We start from the raw sequence: 19,483 nt of genomic DNA, 5'->3' as shown, positions 1-19,483 counted from the left end.
GTCTCACGCCGCCTCGAGCTCGCTGCGGCGCGGGCGCGGCAGCGGGGTCGGCCACTGCTCGGCGCCCGCCGGCCGCCTGGTCGCGGCGGGCGTGCCGGCCGCCACGACCAGGTCGCGGCCGGCGCGCTTGGCGGCGTAGAGGGCCCGGTCGGCCAGCAGTACCAGCTCGTCGGGGGCGGTGGTGTCGGCCGGCAGGACCGCGGTGCCGGCGGAGACCGTGACCGCGCGGACGACCCCCGCGCCCAGGTCGACGACGGCCGAGCCGATCGCCGAGCGCAGCCGGTCCGCCAGCGCGGCCGTCGCCGTGGCGTCCGCGTCCGGTACGAGCAGCGCGAACTCCTCGCCGCCGTAACGCGCCACGGTGACGCCCGGGCCGGCCGTCTCGCGCAGCCGGCGCGCGACCTCGCGCAGCACCAGGTCGCCGGCCGGGTGGCCGCAGGAGTCGTTGATGCGCTTGAAGTGGTCGATGTCGAGCAGGATCACGGCGAAGGGCCGCCCGGGCCGCCGCGCGCGCAGGCGCTCCTCGAAGGCGCGGCGGGTGTCCAGGCCGGTCAGCGCGTCGATGACCGCGATGCGGCGCTGCTCGGCGACCAGCAGCGCCATGCGGCCCAGGACCAGCAGGAACAGCACGGCGCACACGATCGCGATGACGGGGACGTCGTGCGTCTGGCCGCGGTGGTACTGCACGAGCAGTACAACTGGGGCCAGCAGTGACGCGGCCGCCAGCGCGACCAGGCGCGCCGAGGTGGTCGGCATCCCGTGTGCCGGCGCCGGCTCGTCGATGCGGCGCATGGATGGGTGCAGCGCGGCGCCGCCGAGCAGCGCGTACGTCAGTGGCCACAGGAAGCTCCCCCACCCGCCGAGCAGGGCTCCCGCGGCGTCGGCGGTCAGGGCCGCGAACAGGGCGCCCAGCAGCATCAGGTAGCTGGGGGAGCGTGCGCCACCGCGCAGCAGGCGCAGGCCGATGGCCAGCAGGAGGAGGTCGCCGGCGGGGTAGGCGACGCTCACCAGGCGCCCGAGCGTGGTCAGGCCCTCGTCGACGGTGTGGGGGCCGATGAGGTACACCCAGCTGACCAGGCCCGCGGCGACGGCCAGGATGCCCGCGTCGAGCAGGGCCGGGGCGTGGCGGCCGGGGGTGCGGCGGCGGATGAAGGTGGCGAGGGCGGCGATGACGAAGGGGTACTGCGCCAGGTAGAAGGCGTCTGCGACGCTCGGCAGGCGGGGATCGCCGCCGGTCAGGCGCTGGCCGAGCTGCAGGGATTCGCCGAGCGTGCGGATCACCTGGCCGGCGCCGAGCAGCAGCCAGCCGGCGCGGCCCGGGGGTCGGTAGCGCCAGGCGGCGGCAAGGATGGCGGCCGCGGTGACCGCGGACAGGCCGGTGTAGAGGATCGCGGCCAGGGCCGGGAGCGCACCGGTCAGGCGCAGCGCGATGAAGCCCGTGCCGGCCAGTGTCCCGAGCGCGACGAAGGTCGCCCAGAAGGGTCGCTGATCACGGACGGTATTCATATCACTATCTTCCGTCATCGGCGCACGGAATCCGTCGTCCAGTCGGATGATCCACAGCTCTGCCGGACCGTTTCGCTTCCACCCTGTCTGCAACCCGACCGGCACGGTCGTGCTCTGCCGGGAGCGTGGACTGGGCCGAGGCGAAGGGAGCAAGCGATGACGCCACAGCTGCTCGAACACGTCCGTGCCGAGGCGCTCTTCGTGTCGGACGTGCAGTCCTCGGATTCGCTCGATCCGGAGCGCATCCGCCGGGCCGTCATGATCAGCGTGCGGCGCCACGGGCCTCGCGGGTGCGCGGCGCTGGTCGCCCACGAGTTCGGCGAGCACCCGGACACCGCCGTCAGCCGGATGTCCTGGGTGCTCGACGCGATCCGCCGGGCGTACGCCCGCGCGCTGATCTGACGATCTTGCCGCGACCGGTTTTTGTCGTACCCCTGGTTCAGAATCTCGGTATGCGATTCGAGGAGCTGGCCGGGGTGTCGAGGGCGGTGGCGGCCACGCCCGGCCGCAACGCCAAGATCGACCTGCTGGCGGAGGCGCTGCGCGGCCTGGCCGGCTCCGGCGACGAGCGCACCGTGGCCGCCGGGGCCGGCTACCTCGCCGGCGAGCTGCGCCAGCGCCAGACCGGGGTCGGCTACGCGGCCCTGCGTGACCTGCCCCCGCCGGCCGTCGCGGCCTCGCTGAGCGTCGCCGACGTCGACCTCGCCTTCGAGCGCATGGCCGGCCTGTCCGGCAAGGGCTCCCAGGCCGCCCGCCGTGCCGAGGTCGCGACCCTGTTCGGCGCGGCCACCGACGCCGAGCGCCGGATGCTCGTCGGGCTGCTCAGCGGCGAGCTGCGCCAGGGTGCCCAGGCCGGGCTGCTCGCCGACGCCGTCGCCCGCGCCGCCGGGCTGCCCGCCGCCACGATCCGCCGGGCGCTGCTGCTCGCCGGCGACCTCAAGGCCGTCGCGGTCGACGCGCTGCTCGTCGGGGCCGGGGCCCTGGAGGCCTACAAGCTCACCGTCGGCCGGCCGCTCGCCCCGATGCTCGCCTCCAGTGCCCCCACCGCCGCCGAGGCGCTCGCCGCGACCGGAGTGCCCGCCGCGGCCGACATCAAGATCGACGGGGTGCGAATCCAGGTGCACCGGGACGGGGAGGCCATCCGGGTGTATAGCCGCAGCCTCGACGACATCACCGCCCGCCTGCCGGGTGTGGTCGCCGCGGTCGCCGCACTGGAGGTGTCGTCGGTCGTGCTCGACGGCGAGGCGGTCGGCGTCGACCCGGACAGCGGCCGGGCCATCCCCTTCCAGGAGACCTCCAGCCGCGCCGCGCGGCGCGACGGGGCGTCGATCCTGCAGCCGTTCTTCTTCGACATCCTCCACCTCGACGGCGCGGACCTGCTCGACCGGCCGGCCGGACAGCGGTGGGCGGCTCTGGAGAAGGTCGTCCCCGAGCCGCTGCGGGTCGGGCGCACGATGCTGGAAACGCCCGAGGAGGCCGAGGAGGCGTTCGCCCGCGCGGTCTCCGCCGGGCACGAGGGCCTGGTGATCAAGTCCGCCGCGGCGGCGTATGACGTGGGCCGGCGCGGAGCGGCCTGGGTCAAGGTCAAGCCACGGCACACGCTCGACCTGGTCGTGCTGGCCGTCGAATGGGGCCACGGGCGGCGCCGGGGCTGGCTGTCCAACCTCCACCTGGGCGCCCGCGACCCGCGGACCGGCGGGTTCGTGATGCTCGGCAAGACGTTCAAGGGCATGACCGACGAGATGCTGCAGTGGCAGACCGAGCGGCTGCGTTCGCTCGCCGTGGAGGAGTCGGAGTGGGTGGTGAAGGTCCGGCCGGAGCTGGTGGTCGAGGTGGCCTTCGACGGGGTGCAGACCTCGCCGCGATATCCGGGCGGGGTGGCGCTGCGCTTCGCCCGCGTGCTGCGATACCGCGAGGACAAGCGGCCCGAGGAGGCCGACACGATCGACGCGGTCCGGGCGATCCACCTGGGTCCGGCTGATCGAGGCGCGTCGTGAGGAGCCCGGCGGCGCGCGGGCTGCCGGCCTATGCCGGTCGAGGTGCGCTGTGAGCGGCCTCTTCTTCGTCGGCCTCCTCATCCAGGAGGTTCGCCGGGCGCGGGCCGCGGGCCTCGCGACGGGCCAGGTAGCCGAAGCCGTAGACGGTCATGGCGGCGAGGAGCCACCACTGCAGGACGTAGCCCGCGTTCTGCAGGGCGTTCTGCTTGTCGGCGGGGACGACGGCGAAGCCCGGGGCCGGCTCGTCGGAGCTGACGTAGGCGTCGAAGAGGGGATAGGGCAGCGCGGGGGCGATCACCGAGGGGGTGATCCGGCGGATCTCCGCGTGGCCGGCGACCTCCTGCGGCCGGCCGCCCCGGCTCTCCGGCGGGCGCAGCCGGCCGGAGACCGTGACGGTGCCGGTCGGCGCCGCCGGCACGTCGGGCGCGATGAGTGCGCCGCCGGCCGCGGGGCGCACCCAGCCCCGGTCGACCAGCACGGCGGTGCCGTCGTTGAGCACGAGCGGGGTGAGCACCTCGAAGCCGACGGCGCCCTCGACCGTCCGGCCGCGCACCAGAATCTCGTGCGCCGGGTCATAGCGGCCGGTCGCCGTCACGCGAGTCCACTCCGTGTGCTCGGCCGGCTGCGGTCCCACCGTCCCCGCCGCCCCGGGCGGGCGCCCGATCACCTCGGTCAGGGCCACCGGCGTGGCCGACGTGCCCGCGTCGATCCGGGCGTTGATCTCCGCCCGCTGGTGATAGCGGTCAAGCTGCCACAGGCCGAGCAGCACCATGACGGTCGCCGCAGCCACCGTGAGCGCGGCGTAGCCGAGCCAGCGGGGCGTCGCGAGAAACCGGTACACAACCATGCACGGTAGCCCGTCCCCTTCCGGACCGTCGCGGTGGCGCCCATTCGGTATCGTCCGGGACACACGTATGCCTCAGCGCCGGAGGAGCACATGAGCACGATCCCGCGGCTGGTGATCAGCGCACCGTCGTCCGGTCACGGCAAGACAGCCGTGTCCGTCGGGCTGCTCGCGGCGCTGTCGGCGCGCGGCTACCGCGCCGCCGGTTTCAAGATCGGGCCGGACCACGTCGACGCCGCCTATCTGGGGCTGGCCGCCGGCCGACCGGGCCGCAACCTCGACCCGCGCATGGTCGGCGCCAAGCGCATGGGGCCGCTGTTCGCCCACGGCGCCGCGTCCCTGGACATCGCCGTCGTCGAGGGCACGATGGGCCTCTTCGACGGCCTCGCCGGGCGCACCGACAGCGAGTCGACCGCGCAGATCTCCGGCCTGCTGCGCGCCCCCGTGATCCTCGTGGTCGACGTCGGGGCCATGGGGCAGTCGGTCGCGGCGCTGGTGCACGGCTTCCGGGCCTATGACGAGCTGCTGTGGCTCGGTGGCGTCATCCTCAACCGCGTCGCCTCCACCCGCCACGAGCAGCTGCTGCGCGAGGCCCTCGACGACATCGGCGTGCCCGTCCTCGGCGCCCTGCGCCGCCACGCCCTCACCGACGCCGGCGACTCCGGAGCCCCGCTGCCCTCCCGCCACCACGGCGTCGCCCCGGTCGTGCACCACAACCTCGACGCCGTGCGCGCCGTGCGCCGCCTCGGCGAGGTCATCGCCGGCGCCGTCGACATCGACCGCACCATGGCCCTGGCCCGCTCCGCGCCCCGGCTGACCTCCGACCCGTGGAACGCCGAGGCCGAGGTGGCCGCAGCCGCCTCCGGCGACGCCGCCCTCGCCTCGGTCGCCGCCACCCGCCTCGGTCGCCGCCCCGTCATCGGCGTCGCGTTCGCCTACCCGGAGACCGCCGAGCTGCTCACCGCCGCCGGCGCCGAGGTCGTCCCGTTCGACCCGCTGCGCGACGAGACCCTCCCGTCCGGCGTCGACGGCCTGGTCATCGCTGCCGCCCTGCCGGAGTCCTACGCGGAGGAGCTCACCTTCAACGGCCGCCTCCGCTCCGCCGTGGCCGCCCACGCCGCCGCCGGCAAGCCGATCGCCGCCGAGGGCACCGGCCTGGTCTGGCTCTGCCGCGACTTCAACGGCCGCCCGATGTGCGGCGTGGTCGACGCCTCGGCCCGCGAGACCGACCTGGTCGTCCTGGGCTACCGCGAGGCCACCGCCCGCTCCTCCTCGGTCATCCTCCCGGTCGGCGCCCAGGTCATCGGCCACAAGATGCACCGCACGAGCATCACCCCGCGCGCCGGCCTGCAGGCCGCCTGGACCTGGGCCGGCGGCCCGGCCGAGGGCTTCGTCCAGCGCGGCGTCCACGCCTCCTACCTGGGCCTGCACTGGGCCGGCACCCCGTCGATCGCGACCCGCTTCGTCGCCGCGGCCGCCGCGACGGCCCCGCCCGCGCCGGGGCAGTGGAGCACGCCCTCCACCAGCCCGTATGGTCGCCCCTCCGTCCCCCTCATGACCTTCCCGACGGCCCCGGTGACCACCGCCCCGGCCCCCGGCTCGTCCCCAGCGGCCCTGCCCGCCGCCGCCCCGGTGACCCCGCCCGCCCCGGTCCCCGCCGTGCTGGTTCCGGCTCCGGCCCCGCCCACTGCGGTCCCCGCCGTCGCGGCCCCGGCCACTGCGGTCCCCGCCGCTCCGGCCACTGCGGTGCCGGCCACCTCGGTCCCGGCCGCCTCGGTCTCGGGCCAGCCCGCGGCCTCGGCCCTTGCCGCGTCGCCGGTGACCTCCGCCGCGGCCGCGGGGCCTTTTGCCCCGTCCGTGGTCTCGCCGTTGGGCGAACTCAGCTATGTGGCCGACTACACGACGCCCGAGACACCGGCGCCGCGGGTGCCCATGACCGCCATTCCGGGCTCGATCCTGGCCAGCCCGTCGGGCCCCGGCTCGATCGCCGCGGGCTCGTTGGGCGCCGAGTCGGTCTCGTCGCCGCCCGCGGCCCCGGCCCCGACGGTGACGGGTTCCTATCCGGTGCGTGGCTCGTCGCTGATGAGCCCGTCGGCGCCACCGGCCGGGCCCGGCGGTTCCGCGCCCTCCGAGACGAGTCCGTTCGCGCCGTCCGAGACGGATGCCCCGGCGCCGTTCTCAGCCGCGGGCGCGCCCGGGCCTGCCGCGGGGGCCGGCACCTCGGTGTTCGCCCCTTCCGCTGGGGCCGGCGCATCCGTGTCCATCCCGTCCGTGGGGGCCGGCCCGTCTGTGTCCACCGCGTCCGCAGGGGCCGACGTGGCCGCGTCCACCCCTTCCATGGGGGTCGGCGTGGCCGCGTCCACCCCGTCCGCAGGGTCCGGCGCGTCCGTGTCCACCGCGTCCGCGGGGGCGAGCGCGTCCGTTTCGGTCCCTTCAGCGGGGGCGAGCGCGTCCGTCTCCGTGCCGTCCGCGGGGGCGAGCGGGTCCGTCTCCGCGCCGTCGGCAGGGGCGAGCGCGTCGGTGTCGGTGCCGTCCGGGGCGGTGAGTTCGTCCGCGCCGGCTTCCTCGGTGCCGGCCAGTGCGCCCACGTCGCCGGGCGCGTCGTCGCCATTCGGGCCGGCGCTCGGGCCGGCCATGCCCACGCCCTGGACCTCGCCGTCGCTCCACGCCGTCGCCCCGTTCCCGGCCTCCTCGGTCTCCCCCTCACCAGCGTCTTCGGTTTCGGCACCGGTCTTCTCCGATCCGTCCCTGGCGTCGTTCGGCCCGGCGCCCGTGCCGTCGCCGGTGTCTTCCACGCCGTCCTCGGGACCGGCCGATTCCGATTCGGCCGCGGCGGATGCGGAGTTCTCCAGCCCGGTGTTTCCGGGGCCGGGGGCGGCCTTCGAGCCTGCGACGGGTGCGGGTGGCGAGCCCGGGCCCTCGGCCGCGCCGGCGGCCTTCGAAGCTGCGACGGGTGTGGGTGGCGAGCCCGAGCCCTCGGCCGTGCCGGCGGCCCCGGCCGACGACTTGGCGCTCGGGGCCGGCGAGCGGGCGGGGCTGCCGGCCTTCGGGGTAGTGAGCGACGGGCCCTGGTCCGCGGGGGACGACGACGCCACGACGGTGCTCGGCGCGGCCGATGGGGCGAGCGCTGGGGCGGCGGGTGTGCCTGGCGCGACGGATGAGGCGAGCGTTGGGGTGCCTTCCGGCGGGAACGGGCCCGCGGGCGGCGCCGGGCTGCCATCGTCTGAGGTTGTGCCGTCGACCGTAGAGAGCCCTCCTCCCGTGCCGGTTCAGTCCTCGTCTCCCGTGCCGGTTCAGTCCTCGTCGTCCCAGCCGGTCTCCGCCCCTTCCGTCCCCTCCTTCGTCGAGCCCGGTGCCTCGGCGACCTCGGCCGCCATGCCGGTCTCGCCGGTGCCGGTGTTCTCGGACGCCATGGCGCAGGCGACGGCACCGGTGTCCGCCGCTCCCGGTGGGGTGACCGCGATGCCGGTCGCCGAGTCGGAGCTGGTGGGGCCGGGGGTGGACGAGGCCGTCGGGGCGTACGCGGCGTCGTCGCCGGCCGGGAGCGGGCCGGCGGAGCAGGCGCCGGTGTCGGCGCCGCCTGTTTCGGGTCCGCCGGCCGGGCAGGGTTCTGCCGGAAGCGCGTCGATTCCCGCCGCGCTCGTGTCGGGGCCGGTGTCGGCGCCTCCCGGTTCGGTAGTAGTGTCCGGTTCTGTGCCTTCTTTGCCGGTTTCGGGATCGACGTCCGATCCGTCCGCGTCGACCGCGGTGTCCGCTCCGCCTGCGCCCGGGTTCGGGCCGGCGGGCCACACCGCCGCGTATGCCTCGCCTCGCCCGAGCTCAGTGCCGTCCGCCGGCGTCACCGAATCGGGTGACGGCGTCGATGGCCAGGACGGCGCCGGCTCCGAGGACTCGGGCGGCGGGCGGGCCGCGGGGCGCCGGTCGGACGGGCCGGCCTAGTGTCCACGTGGTCGGTGGCGTTGCGGCGATTTCCGTCCCTGCTCGTGGAGACGCCTCGGCTCACGGTGCGGCCCCTGTGCGCCGACGACGACAAGCGGGTCGGGGAGATCTTCGCCGATCGGCTCGTGCGGCGGTGGCTGCCCGTGGCGCAGGACGAGATCGAGGAGTTCGACGGGCACGCGTGGTGCACCGAGTTGGCCGTTGAGCGGCGCGACAGCGGGGCCGGCGATCACTACGGGATCGTGCGGCGGGAGGACGAGCGGCTCGTCGGGTGTCTGTGGACCAAGAACACCGACTGGCTGACGCGCTCCACCGAGGTCGCGATCGCCGTGGCCGCCGACGCGCGGGGATACGGGGTGGCGCCCGAGGCCGTGGACGTCCTGGCGCTCTCGTTGCTGCTGGAGCATCGGTTCCAGCGGATCGAGCTGCGGGTCGCGCCCGGCAACCTCGGATCGCGGCGCGTCGCGGAGAAGGCCGGCTTCACCTACGAGGGGCTGCTGCGCAACGCCGGATCGCTGGCCAGCGGGCGAGTGGACCTCGAAAGCTGGTCACTGCTGCCGTCCGACATCCGCTGAAGCGGTGACCCCGGAACCTTGACCGGGGCGCCGCGGGCTTCAGCGGGCTCAGCCGCGTGAGGTGCCGGTGGCTGTGCGGGGTTTTGACCTGGCGGCCGGTTGCTTCTTGCCGACGATCTGTGAGCTTGGGGCGGTGAAGCCGCGGACCGGGGTGCCGGCCAGGGCGTCGCGCAGGGTTTCGGCCACCGTTTCGCGGGGCTTTCCGGCGTTGGCCGCGCCGACTCGGTGCAGGGGGTTGTCCGGATCCGCGGTGAAGGCGGCGATCGTCAGGTCCGGGGTCATCCCTACGAACCAGGCGGAGCGGTCGTCGTCGGTGGTTCCGGACTTGCCGGCGACTGGGCGGCGTACGGTCGGGAAGACCCGGGGAGCGGTCGACCAGCCGCCGCAGTCGCCGGTCGCGGCCTTGTAGCCGGTCACGCAGCGGGCCGCGTCCACCGCGGCGCGGGCGACGTCGGGGGAGAGGACCTGGGCGCAGCGGGGCTTGGCGACCTCGACGCCCTTGTCGTCGACGACCGGCTTGCCGTCGACGTCGGTGATCGAGGTGACCGGGATCGGATCGCAGTGGATGCCGTCGGCCACCACCGTGGCGAAGGCGCCGGCCATCTCCAGCGGGGTCGTGTCGGCCACGCCCAGGGTGAAGGCGCCCCAGCCCCGGGCCTTGGCGGGGGAGGCCTGCAGCTGGTCGACGCCGGTGCGCCAGCGCAGGCCGAGGCGCTCGGCCATGCGCACGGCGGAGTCGGCGCCGACGCGCTGTTCGAGCTGCACGAAGTACGTGTTGACGGATTTTCCGAAGCCCGACCACATCGTCTGGCGGCCGGTCATCGAGTTCGAGGCGTTGGAGGGGCACCAGAAGTCGTTGCCGCAGTGGGCGGGGCTGTTGCGGCCGGTCTTGTACTTCGTCTGGACCGTCTTCGGGCTGTAGATCGCGGTGGACAGCGGCAGGCCCTGCTCCAGCGCGGCGAGCATCGTGAACATCTTGAACGTGGAGCCGGCCTGGTAGCCGGCCATGTCGCCGCCGCCGCCCAGGAGCGGGTTGACCGTGTTCGGGTAGTTGCCGCGCAGGCGTTTGCGCTGGCGCGGGTCGGAGTGCGGGCCGTTGCTGGCGCGGTCCAGGGAGTACACCCGGTTGACGGCCATCGCCCGGATCAGCCCGGTGCCGGGCTCGATCGCGACCTGGCCGAGGGCGTAGGGGCTGCGGGTCTTCTCGCGCTTGAGGATCTGCTGCTCGGCGATGTCCTGCACGCGGGGATCGAGTGAGGTCACGATCTTGTACCCGCCGCGGCGCAGGGCCTCCAGGCGCTCGGTCGAGTTGGCGCCGAAGGCCGGCTGGTCGGCCCACCACGAGCGGAACATCGCGCAGAAGAAGCCCCAGCCGGGCCGGGTCGCCAGGCAGTCGTTCGGCGGGTCGCTGAGCTTCAGCGCGATCGGGGTGGCGTGCGCGGCGGCGGCGTCGGCCGGTGTGAGGTACTTCAGGTCGACCATGCGGTCGATGACGTAGTCGCGGCGGGTCGTCGCGGCCCTCGCGTCCGACCCGGCCGGGTCGTAGGACGACGGGGCCTGCACGAGGCCCGCGAGCAGGGCCGCCTCCGGCACCGTCAGGTCGGCGGGCTTCTTGGAGAAGTACACCTCGGCCGCGGCCAGGATGCCGTAGGCGCGGTGGCCGAAGTAGGCGACGTTGAGGTACCGCTCCAGGATCTCGTTCTTGCTCATCTGCTTCTCGAGCTGGATCGCGAGCTTCATCTCCCGCAGCTTGCGCGCCCCGGTCTGCTCCGTGGCCGCGTTGACCTCGGCGGGCGTGCGGGCGGTGTCGCGCAGGACGTTGCGCACGTACTGCATGGTGATGGTCGACGCGCCCTGCGATACGGCCCCGGCCTTCTGGTTGGCCACGAACGCGCGGGCGACGCCCTTGAAGTCGACGCCGTGGTGCTCCCAGAAGCGGGCGTCCTCGGCGGCGACGATCGCGTGCTGGATGCTGGGCGACATCGTGTCGAGCTTGGTATATGTGCGGTACTCCTCGTAGAACTGGGCCAGGAGGGTCGTACCGTCGGCGGCGTACACATGCGTGGTCTGGGCCGGCATGGCCTGCCGCAGCGCGTCCGGCGGCATCGCCAGCGCGTCCGCGCCCTTTTTCGCCCCCATGCCGCTGACGGCCGCCAGCGGGTAGATCAGCGCGGCCACGGCCAGCCCGACGATGAGTCCGGTCCGCAGGAGGGCGAGGAAGCCGCCGGCTACCCGCATCGTGCGCGTGATCACATTCTTAAGCTAGGGCAATTCGCCTCGCCGTACGCGACGATCGCGTGATGCTGCGGTTCCATGGCGATGCTGAGATCGCGCCCGGCCTCGTCGACCTCGCGGTCAACGTGCGGCAGGAGGCGCCGCCGTCCTGGCTGACCGGGCCGGTCGCGGCCTCGCTGGCACACCTCGGGCGGTATCCGGATCCGGCCGAGGCCACGGCGGCGATCGCGGCGCGGCACGGGCGGCCGGCCGGCGAGGTGCTGCTGACGGCCGGGGCGGCGCAGGCGTTCACGCTGCTGGGGCCGGCGTTGCGGCCGCGGCGGGCCGTGGTCGTGCATCCGCAGTTCACCGAGCCGGAGGCGGCGTTGCTGACCTCGGGGCACGCGGTCGAGCGGGTCGTGCTGCGCGAGTCGGACGACTTTCGGCTAATAAATCCGGAAATTCCGGACACGGCGGATCTCGTGGTTCTGGGAAATCCGACAAACCCGACATCGGTACTGCATCCCGCCGCCGAGATCGCGAAGCTCGCGAGGCCGGGGCGGGTCACCGTGGTCGACGAGGCGTTCGCGGACACCGTGCCCGGCGAGCCCGAGTCGCTCGCGTCGAACCGGGAGTTGCCGGGGCTGCTGGTGATCCGCAGCCTCACCAAGACATGGGGGCTGGCCGGGCTGCGGATCGGGTACGTGCTCGGCCCGGCCCCGCTCGTCGACCGGCTCCGCGAGCACGCTCCACTGTGGAGCGTGTCGACCCCGGCGCTCGCGGCCGCGCTCGCGTGCGCCTCCCCGCGGGCCGTGGACATGGAGCGTGAGATCGCCACGCGGCTGATGGCGGACCGCACGCACCTCGTCGAGGCGCTGGCACGGGCCGGCGTCCCGGTCGCCGGGCGGCCCGCGAGCTCGTTCGTGCTGATCCGGGTCCCGGACGGGGAGCGGGTGCGCGTCGCGCTGCGCGAGCGCGGGTTCGCGGTGCGACGCGGCGAAACCTTCCCAGGACTGGGCCCGGACTGGTTACGTATTGCCGTGCGGGACACTGCCACGAGTGACGCCTTCGTCGCGGTGTTGTCGAACGTACTGGGAGGGTGAACATGCTGAACGAGACAATTGCCGCGATCCGGCCGCTCGACGACGAGGCCATCGCGGCCGCCCGGGCCCTGCAGGCCCGCCTGACCAAGCCGATGGGGTCGCTCGGGGCGCTGGAGGCGCTGTCGCTGCGCCTGGCCGGGCTCGCGGGCGCGTGCCCGCCCCCGATCCCGGAGCCGGCCGTGCTCGCGATCTTCGCCGGGGACCACGGGGTGCACGAGCAGGGCGTGACGCCGTGGCCGCAGGAGGTCACCGCGCAGATGGTGGCGAACTTCGTGGCCGGCGGCGCGGTGGTCAACGCCTTCGCGCGGCAGGCCGGCGTGTCCGTCACCGTGGTCGACGTCGGGGTGAAGGCTACCCTGGACCCGGCCGAGGGGCTGCTGGAGCGCAAGGTCCGGGCCGGGACCCGCGACCTGAGCGTCGAGCCGGCGATGACCCGCGAGGAGGCGATCCGCGCGATCGAGGTCGGGATGCAGGTCGCCGAGGACCTCGTCGCGGGCGGCGCCCGGGCGCTGCTCACCGGAGATATGGGCATCGCCAACACCACCCCGTCGGCGGCGCTCATCGCGGCGTTCACGCACGCCGACCCGGCCGCCGTGACCGGCCTGGGCACCGGCATCGACAGCGAGACGCACGCCCGCAAGGTGGCCGTGGTCACCTCCGCCGTCGTCGGGCTGCACGCCGAGGACCCGATCGACATCCTTGCCGCGGTCGGCGGGCTGGAGCACGCGGCGCTGGCCGGGTACATCCTCAAGGCGGCCGCGCTGCGCGTGCCGGTCGTGCTCGACGGCGTGATCGCCGCCTCGGCCGCCCTGGCCGCCCATGCGCTCGCCCCGCACGCCGTCGGCGCCATGGTGGCCGGGCACCGCTCGGCCGAGCCGGGCGCCACCGTGGCCTTGGGCTATCTTGAGCTGGAACCGCTCGTCGACCTGGGCCTGCGCCTGGGCGAGGGCACCGGCGCCGTCCTGGCGCTGCCGATCGTGGCCAGTGCCGTCCGCGTCTTGCACGAGGTTGCCACTTTCGACTCTGCTGGAGTAGCCCACAAGTGAATCTCTACCCCCTCGGTCTTCAGCTCGACGGGGTGCGCGTCCTGGTGGTCGGCGGCGGGACCGTCGCCACCAGGCGCGTGCCCGCGCTGCTCGATGCGGGCGCCGACGTCGTGCTCGTGTCCCCGCACATCACTCCGGCGCTGCGGGCCCACGCCGACGCCGGCCGGCTCGCCTGGCGGGAGCGCCGCTTCGAGATCGGCGACCTCGACGACGTCTGGCTGGTCCACGTGGCCGTGAGCGATCCGGAGGCGGCCCGCGCGATCAGCGAGGCGACCGCCGCCCGGCGGATCTTCACCGTGCGCGCCGACGACCGCCACGCCGCGACCGCCTGGACGCCCGCGGTGACCAGGCACGGCCCGGTGACCGTCGCCGTCCTCGCCGGCGGCGACCCGCTGCGCGCCGTGGCGGTGCGCGACGCGATCGGCGAGCGGCTGGCCACCGGCGCCCTCGACGCCGGCCCCGGCCACCACGAGCGGGCCGGCACCGTCGCGCTGGTCGGCTCCGGCCCCGGCGACCCGGAACTGCTGACCGTACGGGGCCGGCGCCTGCTGGCCGCCGCGGACGTGGTCGTGATCGACCGGCTCGCGGCCGGCCTGCTCCTGGACGAGCTGCGCCCCGAGGTCGAGCTGGTCGACGCCTCCAAGATCCCCTACGGCCCGTCGGCCGCGCAGGAGGAGATCAACCGCGTCCTGGTCGAGCGGGCCAAGGCCGGCAAGTTCGTGGTACGACTCAAGGGCGGCGACCCGTACGTCTTCGGTCGCGGCGGCGAGGAGCTGCTCGCGTGCGCCGAGGCGGGCGTGCCGGTCACCGTGGTGCCCGGCGTGACCAGCGCGATCGCGGTCCCGTCGGCGGCCGGCATCCCGGTGACCCACCGCGGGGTGGCGCACGAGTTCACGGTCGTCTCCGGGCACCTGGCCCCCGGGCACGCGGAATCGCTGGTGAACTGGGCGGCGCTGGCCCGGCTGCGGGGGACCGTGTGCGTGCTGATGGGGCTGAAGAATCTGGCCTCGATCGCGGCCGTGCTGCAGGAGCACGGGCGGGCGCCGGACACGCCGGTCGCGGTGGTCCAGGAGGGGACGACCCGGGACCAGCGCGCGGTGCGCGCGACGCTGTCCACGATCGCCGACGCCGCGAAGTCGGCCGGCCTGCGCCCGCCGGCGGTCATCGTGATCGGCCCGGTCGTGGACGTCCTGCCGGAGGACGCCCTGCCCGAATGACCGCCGGACGACGGACCGCCCTGCCAGAGGACGACCTGACCGAATGACCGCCGGACGATGGCACCGCACCGGACGTCTCGGCCGCCCGCTCCGGATGGCCGCGGACTTCGGGCGGTGCCGCGCCGCCTTGATCCACCTACCTTAACATCCGCAGAAAAATCCTCGCCTTGATCGATTCGTGGAGTCACCGGATCGTTGCGGAACGGGGTGGCCCCCAAGGCGGCGGGGCGCCCCTCGCGAGAAGGGCGCCCCGAAGATACGTCAGGACCGGTCGAGCTCCAGGGCGCAGCGGATCAGGCCCAGGTGTGAGTAGGCCTGGGGGTGGTTGCCCAGGGCTCGCTCGGTCATCGGGTCGTACTCCTCCGGGATCAGCCCCGTCGGGCCGGCGCACTCGATGAACTGGGCGAACAGCTCCTCCGCGTCGGCGCGGCGGCCGGTGCGCAGGTAGGCCTCGATCATCCACGTCGTGCAGAGGTGGAAGCCGCCCTCGACGCCCGGCAGGCCGTCGTCCCAGCGGTAACGATAGACGGTCGGGCCCTCGCGCAGCTCCGCCTCGACGGCCAGCACCGTGGCCAGGAAGCGGGGGTCGTCGTCCTCCAGCAGGCCGGAGAGGCCGATCCACAGCACCGAGGCGTCCATCTCCTCGTAGCCGTAGGCGACCGTGTACGCCCCGATCTTCTCGTTCCAGCCCTTGTCCAGGACGTTGTCGGCGATGGTCTTGCGCAGGGTGTGCCAGCCGTCGGGGACGGTGCGGCCCTGGCGCTCGAAGAGCTGGATGCCGCGGTCCACGGTCATCCAGCACATGACCTTGGAGTACACGTAGTGCCGGGGCCGCCGCCGGGCCTCCCAGATGCCGTGGTCCGGCTCGTGCCAGCGGCGCTCGACCGCCTCGACCATGGCGTCCATGAGGGCGAAGTCGCCCTCCTCCGGCGGGCGGACGTCGGCCAGGGCGCAGATGAGGTCGGCGACCGGGCCGAAGACGTCCAGCTGCACCTGGCCGTTGGCCGCATTGCCGATGCGGACCGGGCGGGAGCCCGCGTAGCCGGGCAGCGCCTCGATCACGGCCTCGGGGCCGAGTTCGTTGCCGTCGAGGGTGTAGAGCGGGTGGAGCCGCTCCGGGTGCCCGTCGGTGTTGTCGGCGACCCGCAGCGTCCAGCGGATCAGGGACTCGGCCTCCTCCGTGGAGCCGAGGTCGACCAGGGCCTTGGCGGTCAGCGAGGCGTCGCGCAGCCAGCAGTAGCGGTAGTCCCAGTTGCGGGAGCCGCCGATCTCCTCCGGCAGCGACGAGGTCGCCGCGGCGAGGATCGCGCCGGAGGGCTTGTGCCACAGGCCGCGCAGGGTGAGGGCGCTGCGGCGGACGAGGTCCTTGGCGACCGAGGGCAGCTTCAGCGAGTCGGACCAGTCGCGCCAGGCGCTTTCGGCAGCGATCTGGCGCTCCGCGAGCGCGACCCGCGGGGCCTCGATCGAGTCGGTGCCCAGGCGCAGCTCCAGCATCGCGGTGCCGCCGACGGCGCCCAGGTCGACCGTGGCGCGCGCCAGGTCGCTGTGGCCGTCGGAGGTGATCTCCCACTCGATGCCGGGGGAGTACAGCGCGATCGGCTCGTTGGAGCCCAGTACCAGCAGGCCGTCGTCGCCGAGCGGCTGCAGGCGGATGTGCACCTGGCCGAAGTCGGGGCGCGGGACGAAGTCGATGCGTGCCCGGGAACTGCCCGACAGCACCCGGATCAGCGAGTTGCCGGTGCGGTGGTGGTCCAGCCAGTCGGTGACCGTGAGGCCCGACCAGCGCGTCTCCACCGTCATCGTGCCCGGCCGGTAGCGCTGCCCGAGCGGGATGCCGCCCTTCTCCGGCTGCACCGTGAAGTGCCCGGCCGCCGTGTCGCCGAGCAGGTCGGCGAAGACCGCGCCCGAGTCCGGCTTCGGGTGGCACAGCCAGGTGACCCGGGCCGCCGGGGTGAGCAGGGCGACGGTGTGGGTGTTGGACAGCATCGAGTGCCGCTCGATCGGCACCGCCTGCTCGCCGAAGAGCCAGCGGCGGCGGGTGTACAGCAGCAGCTCAAGGACCGCGACGGCCGCCTCGGCGCCGGAGATGCGCAAGCGCGCCTGCGTCTCCTCGTCGCCCGCCCCGACCTTGATGCCCAGGTCGGGGCCGTGCAGGTGGGCGAAGGCCTTCTCGTCGGTGGCGTCGTCGCCGAGGTAGACCACGGCGCTGGCCGAGACCTGCATGCGCAGCGCGTCGACGGCCAGGCCCTTGTCGGTCGGCACCACCGAGAGCTCGATGACCTCCTTGCCGGTGGTCATCTCGATGTCGGGCCACAGCGCCGCACCGCTGCGAACCGCGTCGAAGACCCGCTGGGCGACGTCGCGGGGCGCCGCCCGGGTGTGCACCGCGATGCTCGCGGGCTTGCCCTCCAGCCGCACGCCCGGCTGGTTGCTGCAGATGGCGTTGAGCGCGGCCTGCAGCTCGGCGCGGCGCTGGTGGCGCTCGGGCGGGAGCTCGTCGACGTAGCCGACGTCGAACTCGGAGCCGTGACTGCCGACCAGGCGCACCTCGGCGGGCAGGCGGGACAGCGCGGCGAGGTCGCGCAGGGCCCGGCCGCTGATCACGCCGACGGTCGTCTGCGGCAGCGACGACAGCGCGCGTACGGCGGCGACGGACTCGGCGGTCGGAGTCGCCTTGGTGGGGTCGGCGACGATCGGCGCCAGGGTGCCGTCGTAGTCACACGCCACCAAGAGGTTGGGCACGCGGGCGACGCGTAGCACCGCCGCGCGGAGGTCCGGGTCGAGCGAGAGGCCGCTGCCTGTCGCCGAGATCTGGTTCATGTCCGGCCTGTTCATGGAAGTCGGTTGTGCGTTCAGGGTGTCCGGCAGGGTGTCCGGTGTATCCAGGGTGTTGGATGCACCGGGTGGAGCGGTCGAGCCGGCGCCGGGCCGACGGGCGGTTCATGATGCGGCGCCGAGCGCGTCGAGGAACGTGTCCGCCCAGGTGCGGACATCGTGCGCGCGCAGGTGGGAATGCATAGCATGCATTCGCTTGCGGCCCTCGACCGGGTCGACCTGGATCGCACGCATGAGTGCCTCTTTCACCCCGTCGAGGTCGTGCGGATTGCACAGGAACGCCTGGCGCAGCTCGGCCGCCGCGCCCGCGAACTCGGACAGCACGATGGCGCCGCGGCCGTCGGCGTGGGCCCCGACATACTCCTTGGCCACCAGGTTCATGCCGTCCCTCAACGGAGTCACCATCATCACGTCGGCCGCGACGTACAGCGCGGCCAGCTCAGCCCGACTGTACGACTGATGGAGATAGTGCACGGCCGGTTGGCCAACTCGTCCGTACTCCCCATTGATCCGCCCGACCTCGCGCTCGACGTTCACCCGGAGCGTCTGGTAGTGCTCCACCCGCTCCCGGCTCGGCGTAGCCACTTGTACCATCACCGTCTCGGGCGCCGTGAGTCGTCCATCCGACAGCAGCTCCCGGAATGCTTTGAGCCTTCGCTCGATGCCCTTCGTGTAGTCCAGCCGGTCCACGCCCAGGATGATCGTTCGCGGATCCCCCAGCTCGGTGCGAATCGCGGCCGCCCTGGCCTGCACTTGCGGGGACGCGGCGAGGCGGCGCATCTCCTCGACGTCGATCGAGATCGGATAGGCCTCGGCACGGACCGTGCGCCCCTCCCACTCGACGATTCCGCGGCGCACGCGGGTGCCGAGCAGATGTCGGGCCAGTTGGACGAAGTTCTGTGCGCCGAGTGGCCGTTGGAAACCAACCAGATCGGCACCGAGTAGACCCTTGAGAATGTCGGCGCGACGCGGTAGTTGCATGAACAGTTCGACCGGAGGGAATGGAATGTGCAGAAAAAACCCGATCTTGAGATCGGGGCGGGTCTCGCGCAGCAGGGCCGGCACGAGCTGAAGCTGGTAATCCTGCACCCAGACCGTGGCGCCGGGTGCGGCGTCGTTCGCGACCGCCTTGGCGAATCGCTCGTTGACCAGCCGGTACGAATCCCACCATCGTCGCTTGAAGATGGGTGTCTCCACCGCGTCGTGATACAGCGGCCACAGGCTGGAGTTGGAGAAGCCCTCGTAGTAACGCTCGATCTCGCCCGCGCTGAGTGGCACCGTGTGCAGGTGAACCCCGCCGGCAGTGAAGGTCTCCTCCTGGGTCTCGGCGTCCCCGGTGCCGCCGGGCCACCCCACCCAGGTCCCGTTGCGCTGCTGGAGCACCGGCTCGAGCGCCGTCACCAGGCCGCCGGGGCTCCTGCGGTAGCTGACCTCTCCGTCCGGGCCGACCACCTTGTCGACGGGCAACCGGTTGGCGACCACTACGAATGCACTGTCTCCAGCCACGTGTCGTGTCCTCCCCCTGGGTGATCCACCCTCGTACTTTCAGCCTACTGATCCCCGTAGCGACCTGGCAGCATGCGGAGTGCTGGCTCACAGGTGCGATCCTGCTGTGCATGTCGCGCTACGAGGCCGAATCCGCACCGGAGTCGAACCGCTCCGTCACCGTCGTAATGCTCTCGGTGCTCATTCTCACGGTCATCGGGGCGCTCTTCGGATACGTCCTCGGTCTGCGTGACATTGATGAGGATAAGTCAGCGGCCGGTGACGGCCCGTCGGCGGGACCCACTGGTGTGACCTCCGCCGGCGGTTCGCGCCAGCCGGCGAGCACGCCGCAGAACTGCCCGGCCTTCATCGGCGCCGGTGCGCAGGCCCAGGATCCGGGGGTGGCGGTGCCGCTCAAGCTCGTGCAGTACATCCGGACCGACTCCAAGAAGGAGGCCTGGATCTGCCAGGAGAGCGACGGCTCCGGGCTGTGGTACCAGGGCCACGACATGAAGCGGGACTGGGCCGACGGCGGCGAGATTCCCGAGGAGGGCGAGAACGGCCTCCTGCGCCCCGGCGTCGTGGCCAAGGGGCGCAGCTGGTCGGTGACCAACCTCGACACCACCTACACGGTCACCCCGAAGGCGCTGACCGTGACGGGGAAGCAGACCTCCAGCTACATCGTGATCCAGGCCAACCCGCCGGCTTGAGGCCCGGGTTGG

General features: G+C 73.5%; 13 protein-coding genes. 8 read left to right on the top strand and 5 right to left on the bottom strand.

Annotation, left to right across the window (positions count from 1 at the left end; genetic code table 11):
• Positions 1–3: 3 nt before the first annotated feature.
• Positions 4–1,506 carry a diguanylate cyclase gene (locus tag ACQPY0_RS51070; protein WP_432978545.1) on the bottom strand — a complete coding sequence of 501 codons (1,503 nt, stop codon included), beginning with the start codon at positions 1,504–1,506 and terminating at the stop codon, positions 4–6.
• A gap of 156 nt (positions 1,507–1,662) precedes the next feature.
• On the opposite strand from ACQPY0_RS51070, the gene ACQPY0_RS51065 reads away from it, so the two are divergent.
• Entirely contained in the window at positions 1,663–1,908 is a 246-nt protein-coding gene (locus ACQPY0_RS51065) for a hypothetical protein (protein WP_432978542.1), read from the top strand.
• 50 nt (positions 1,909–1,958) lie between these two features.
• Entirely contained in the window at positions 1,959–3,503 is a 1,545-nt protein-coding gene (locus tag ACQPY0_RS51060) for an ATP-dependent DNA ligase (RefSeq protein WP_432978539.1), read from the top strand.
• A 28-nt stretch (positions 3,504–3,531) separates the two neighbouring features.
• Here ACQPY0_RS51060 and ACQPY0_RS51055 read toward each other — a convergent pair whose 3' ends face one another.
• A complete protein-coding gene (locus ACQPY0_RS51055; protein WP_432978536.1) occupies positions 3,532–4,350 on the bottom strand; it encodes an SURF1 family cytochrome oxidase biogenesis protein in 819 nt (272 codons plus the stop codon).
• 90 nt (positions 4,351–4,440) lie between these two features.
• Between ACQPY0_RS51055 and ACQPY0_RS51050 the strand changes: the two genes are divergently transcribed.
• Together ACQPY0_RS51050 and ACQPY0_RS51045 are read left to right on the top strand one after the other, a co-directional pair.
• The gene (locus tag ACQPY0_RS51050) at positions 4,441–8,286 is read left to right on the top strand and encodes a cobyrinate a,c-diamide synthase (protein WP_432978534.1); all 3,846 of its coding nucleotides are present in this window, start codon (positions 4,441–4,443) and stop codon (positions 8,284–8,286) included.
• A 44-nt stretch (positions 8,287–8,330) separates the two neighbouring features.
• Complete coding sequence (locus tag ACQPY0_RS51045; RefSeq protein ID WP_432978531.1) at positions 8,331–8,861, top strand: GNAT family N-acetyltransferase; 531 nt, start codon at positions 8,331–8,333, stop codon at positions 8,859–8,861.
• 48 nt (positions 8,862–8,909) lie between these two features.
• Here ACQPY0_RS51045 and ACQPY0_RS51040 read toward each other — a convergent pair whose 3' ends face one another.
• Complete coding sequence (locus ACQPY0_RS51040; RefSeq protein ID WP_432978528.1) at positions 8,910–11,114, bottom strand: transglycosylase domain-containing protein; 2,205 nt, start codon at positions 11,112–11,114, stop codon at positions 8,910–8,912.
• 47 nt (positions 11,115–11,161) lie between these two features.
• Between ACQPY0_RS51040 and cobC the strand changes: the two genes are divergently transcribed.
• Genes cobC through cobA form a run of 3 tightly spaced genes read left to right on the top strand, consistent with a single transcriptional unit; the run spans position 11,162 to position 14,441 of the window.
• Positions 11,162–12,178 (top strand): Rv2231c family pyridoxal phosphate-dependent protein CobC, encoded by a 1,017-nt coding sequence (cobC, locus tag ACQPY0_RS51035; RefSeq protein WP_432978525.1) that lies wholly within the window; start codon positions 11,162–11,164, stop codon positions 12,176–12,178.
• A gap of 2 nt (positions 12,179–12,180) precedes the next feature.
• Entirely contained in the window at positions 12,181–13,224 is a 1,044-nt protein-coding gene (cobT, locus tag ACQPY0_RS51030) for a nicotinate-nucleotide--dimethylbenzimidazole phosphoribosyltransferase (RefSeq protein WP_432978522.1), read from the top strand.
• The gene (gene cobA / locus ACQPY0_RS51025; RefSeq protein WP_432978519.1) at positions 13,221–14,441 is read left to right on the top strand and encodes a uroporphyrinogen-III C-methyltransferase; all 1,221 of its coding nucleotides are present in this window, start codon (positions 13,221–13,223) and stop codon (positions 14,439–14,441) included. Before cobT ends, cobA begins: the two co-directional genes overlap by 4 nt.
• 261 nt (positions 14,442–14,702) lie before the next feature.
• Here cobA and otsB read toward each other — a convergent pair whose 3' ends face one another.
• Positions 14,703–17,276 (bottom strand): trehalose-phosphatase, encoded by a 2,574-nt coding sequence (otsB, locus tag ACQPY0_RS51020; RefSeq protein WP_432978516.1) that lies wholly within the window; start codon positions 17,274–17,276, stop codon positions 14,703–14,705.
• A 105-nt stretch (positions 17,277–17,381) separates the two neighbouring features.
• The gene (locus tag ACQPY0_RS51015; RefSeq protein WP_432978513.1) at positions 17,382–18,782 is read right to left on the bottom strand and encodes an alpha,alpha-trehalose-phosphate synthase (UDP-forming); all 1,401 of its coding nucleotides are present in this window, start codon (positions 18,780–18,782) and stop codon (positions 17,382–17,384) included.
• 110 nt (positions 18,783–18,892) lie between these two features.
• Here ACQPY0_RS51015 and ACQPY0_RS51010 point away from each other — a divergent pair, with 110 nt between their 5' ends.
• Entirely contained in the window at positions 18,893–19,471 is a 579-nt protein-coding gene (locus tag ACQPY0_RS51010; protein WP_432978510.1) for a hypothetical protein, read from the top strand.
• Positions 19,472–19,483: the final 12 nt, after the last annotated feature.

Source organism: Dactylosporangium sp. CA-233914, assembly GCF_050942935.1.
Lineage (GTDB): Bacteria > Actinomycetota > Actinomycetes > Mycobacteriales > Micromonosporaceae > Dactylosporangium.
The sequence above is the reverse complement of the archived record's forward strand: the minus strand, read 5'-3'. Positions and strand labels throughout refer to the sequence as shown.

What these genes read in the sequence shown, in the direction of transcription:
- ACQPY0_RS51070 (WP_432978545.1), bottom strand. Translation starts at nt 1,506, where the DNA reads ATGAATACCGTCCGTGATCAGCGACCCTTCTGGGCGACCTTCGTCGCG.
- ACQPY0_RS51065 (WP_432978542.1), top strand. Translation starts at nt 1,663, where the DNA reads ATGACGCCACAGCTGCTCGAACACGTCCGTGCCGAGGCGCTCTTCGTG.
- ACQPY0_RS51060 (WP_432978539.1), top strand. Translation starts at nt 1,959, where the DNA reads ATGCGATTCGAGGAGCTGGCCGGGGTGTCGAGGGCGGTGGCGGCCACG.
- ACQPY0_RS51055 (WP_432978536.1), bottom strand. Translation starts at nt 4,350, where the DNA reads ATGGTTGTGTACCGGTTTCTCGCGACGCCCCGCTGGCTCGGCTACGCC.
- ACQPY0_RS51050 (WP_432978534.1), top strand. Translation starts at nt 4,441, where the DNA reads ATGAGCACGATCCCGCGGCTGGTGATCAGCGCACCGTCGTCCGGTCAC.
- cobC (WP_432978525.1), top strand. Translation starts at nt 11,162, where the DNA reads ATGCTGCGGTTCCATGGCGATGCTGAGATCGCGCCCGGCCTCGTCGAC.
- cobT (WP_432978522.1), top strand. Translation starts at nt 12,181, where the DNA reads ATGCTGAACGAGACAATTGCCGCGATCCGGCCGCTCGACGACGAGGCC.
- otsB (WP_432978516.1), bottom strand. Translation starts at nt 17,276, where the DNA reads ATGAACAGGCCGGACATGAACCAGATCTCGGCGACAGGCAGCGGCCTC.
- ACQPY0_RS51010 (WP_432978510.1), top strand. Translation starts at nt 18,893, where the DNA reads ATGTCGCGCTACGAGGCCGAATCCGCACCGGAGTCGAACCGCTCCGTC.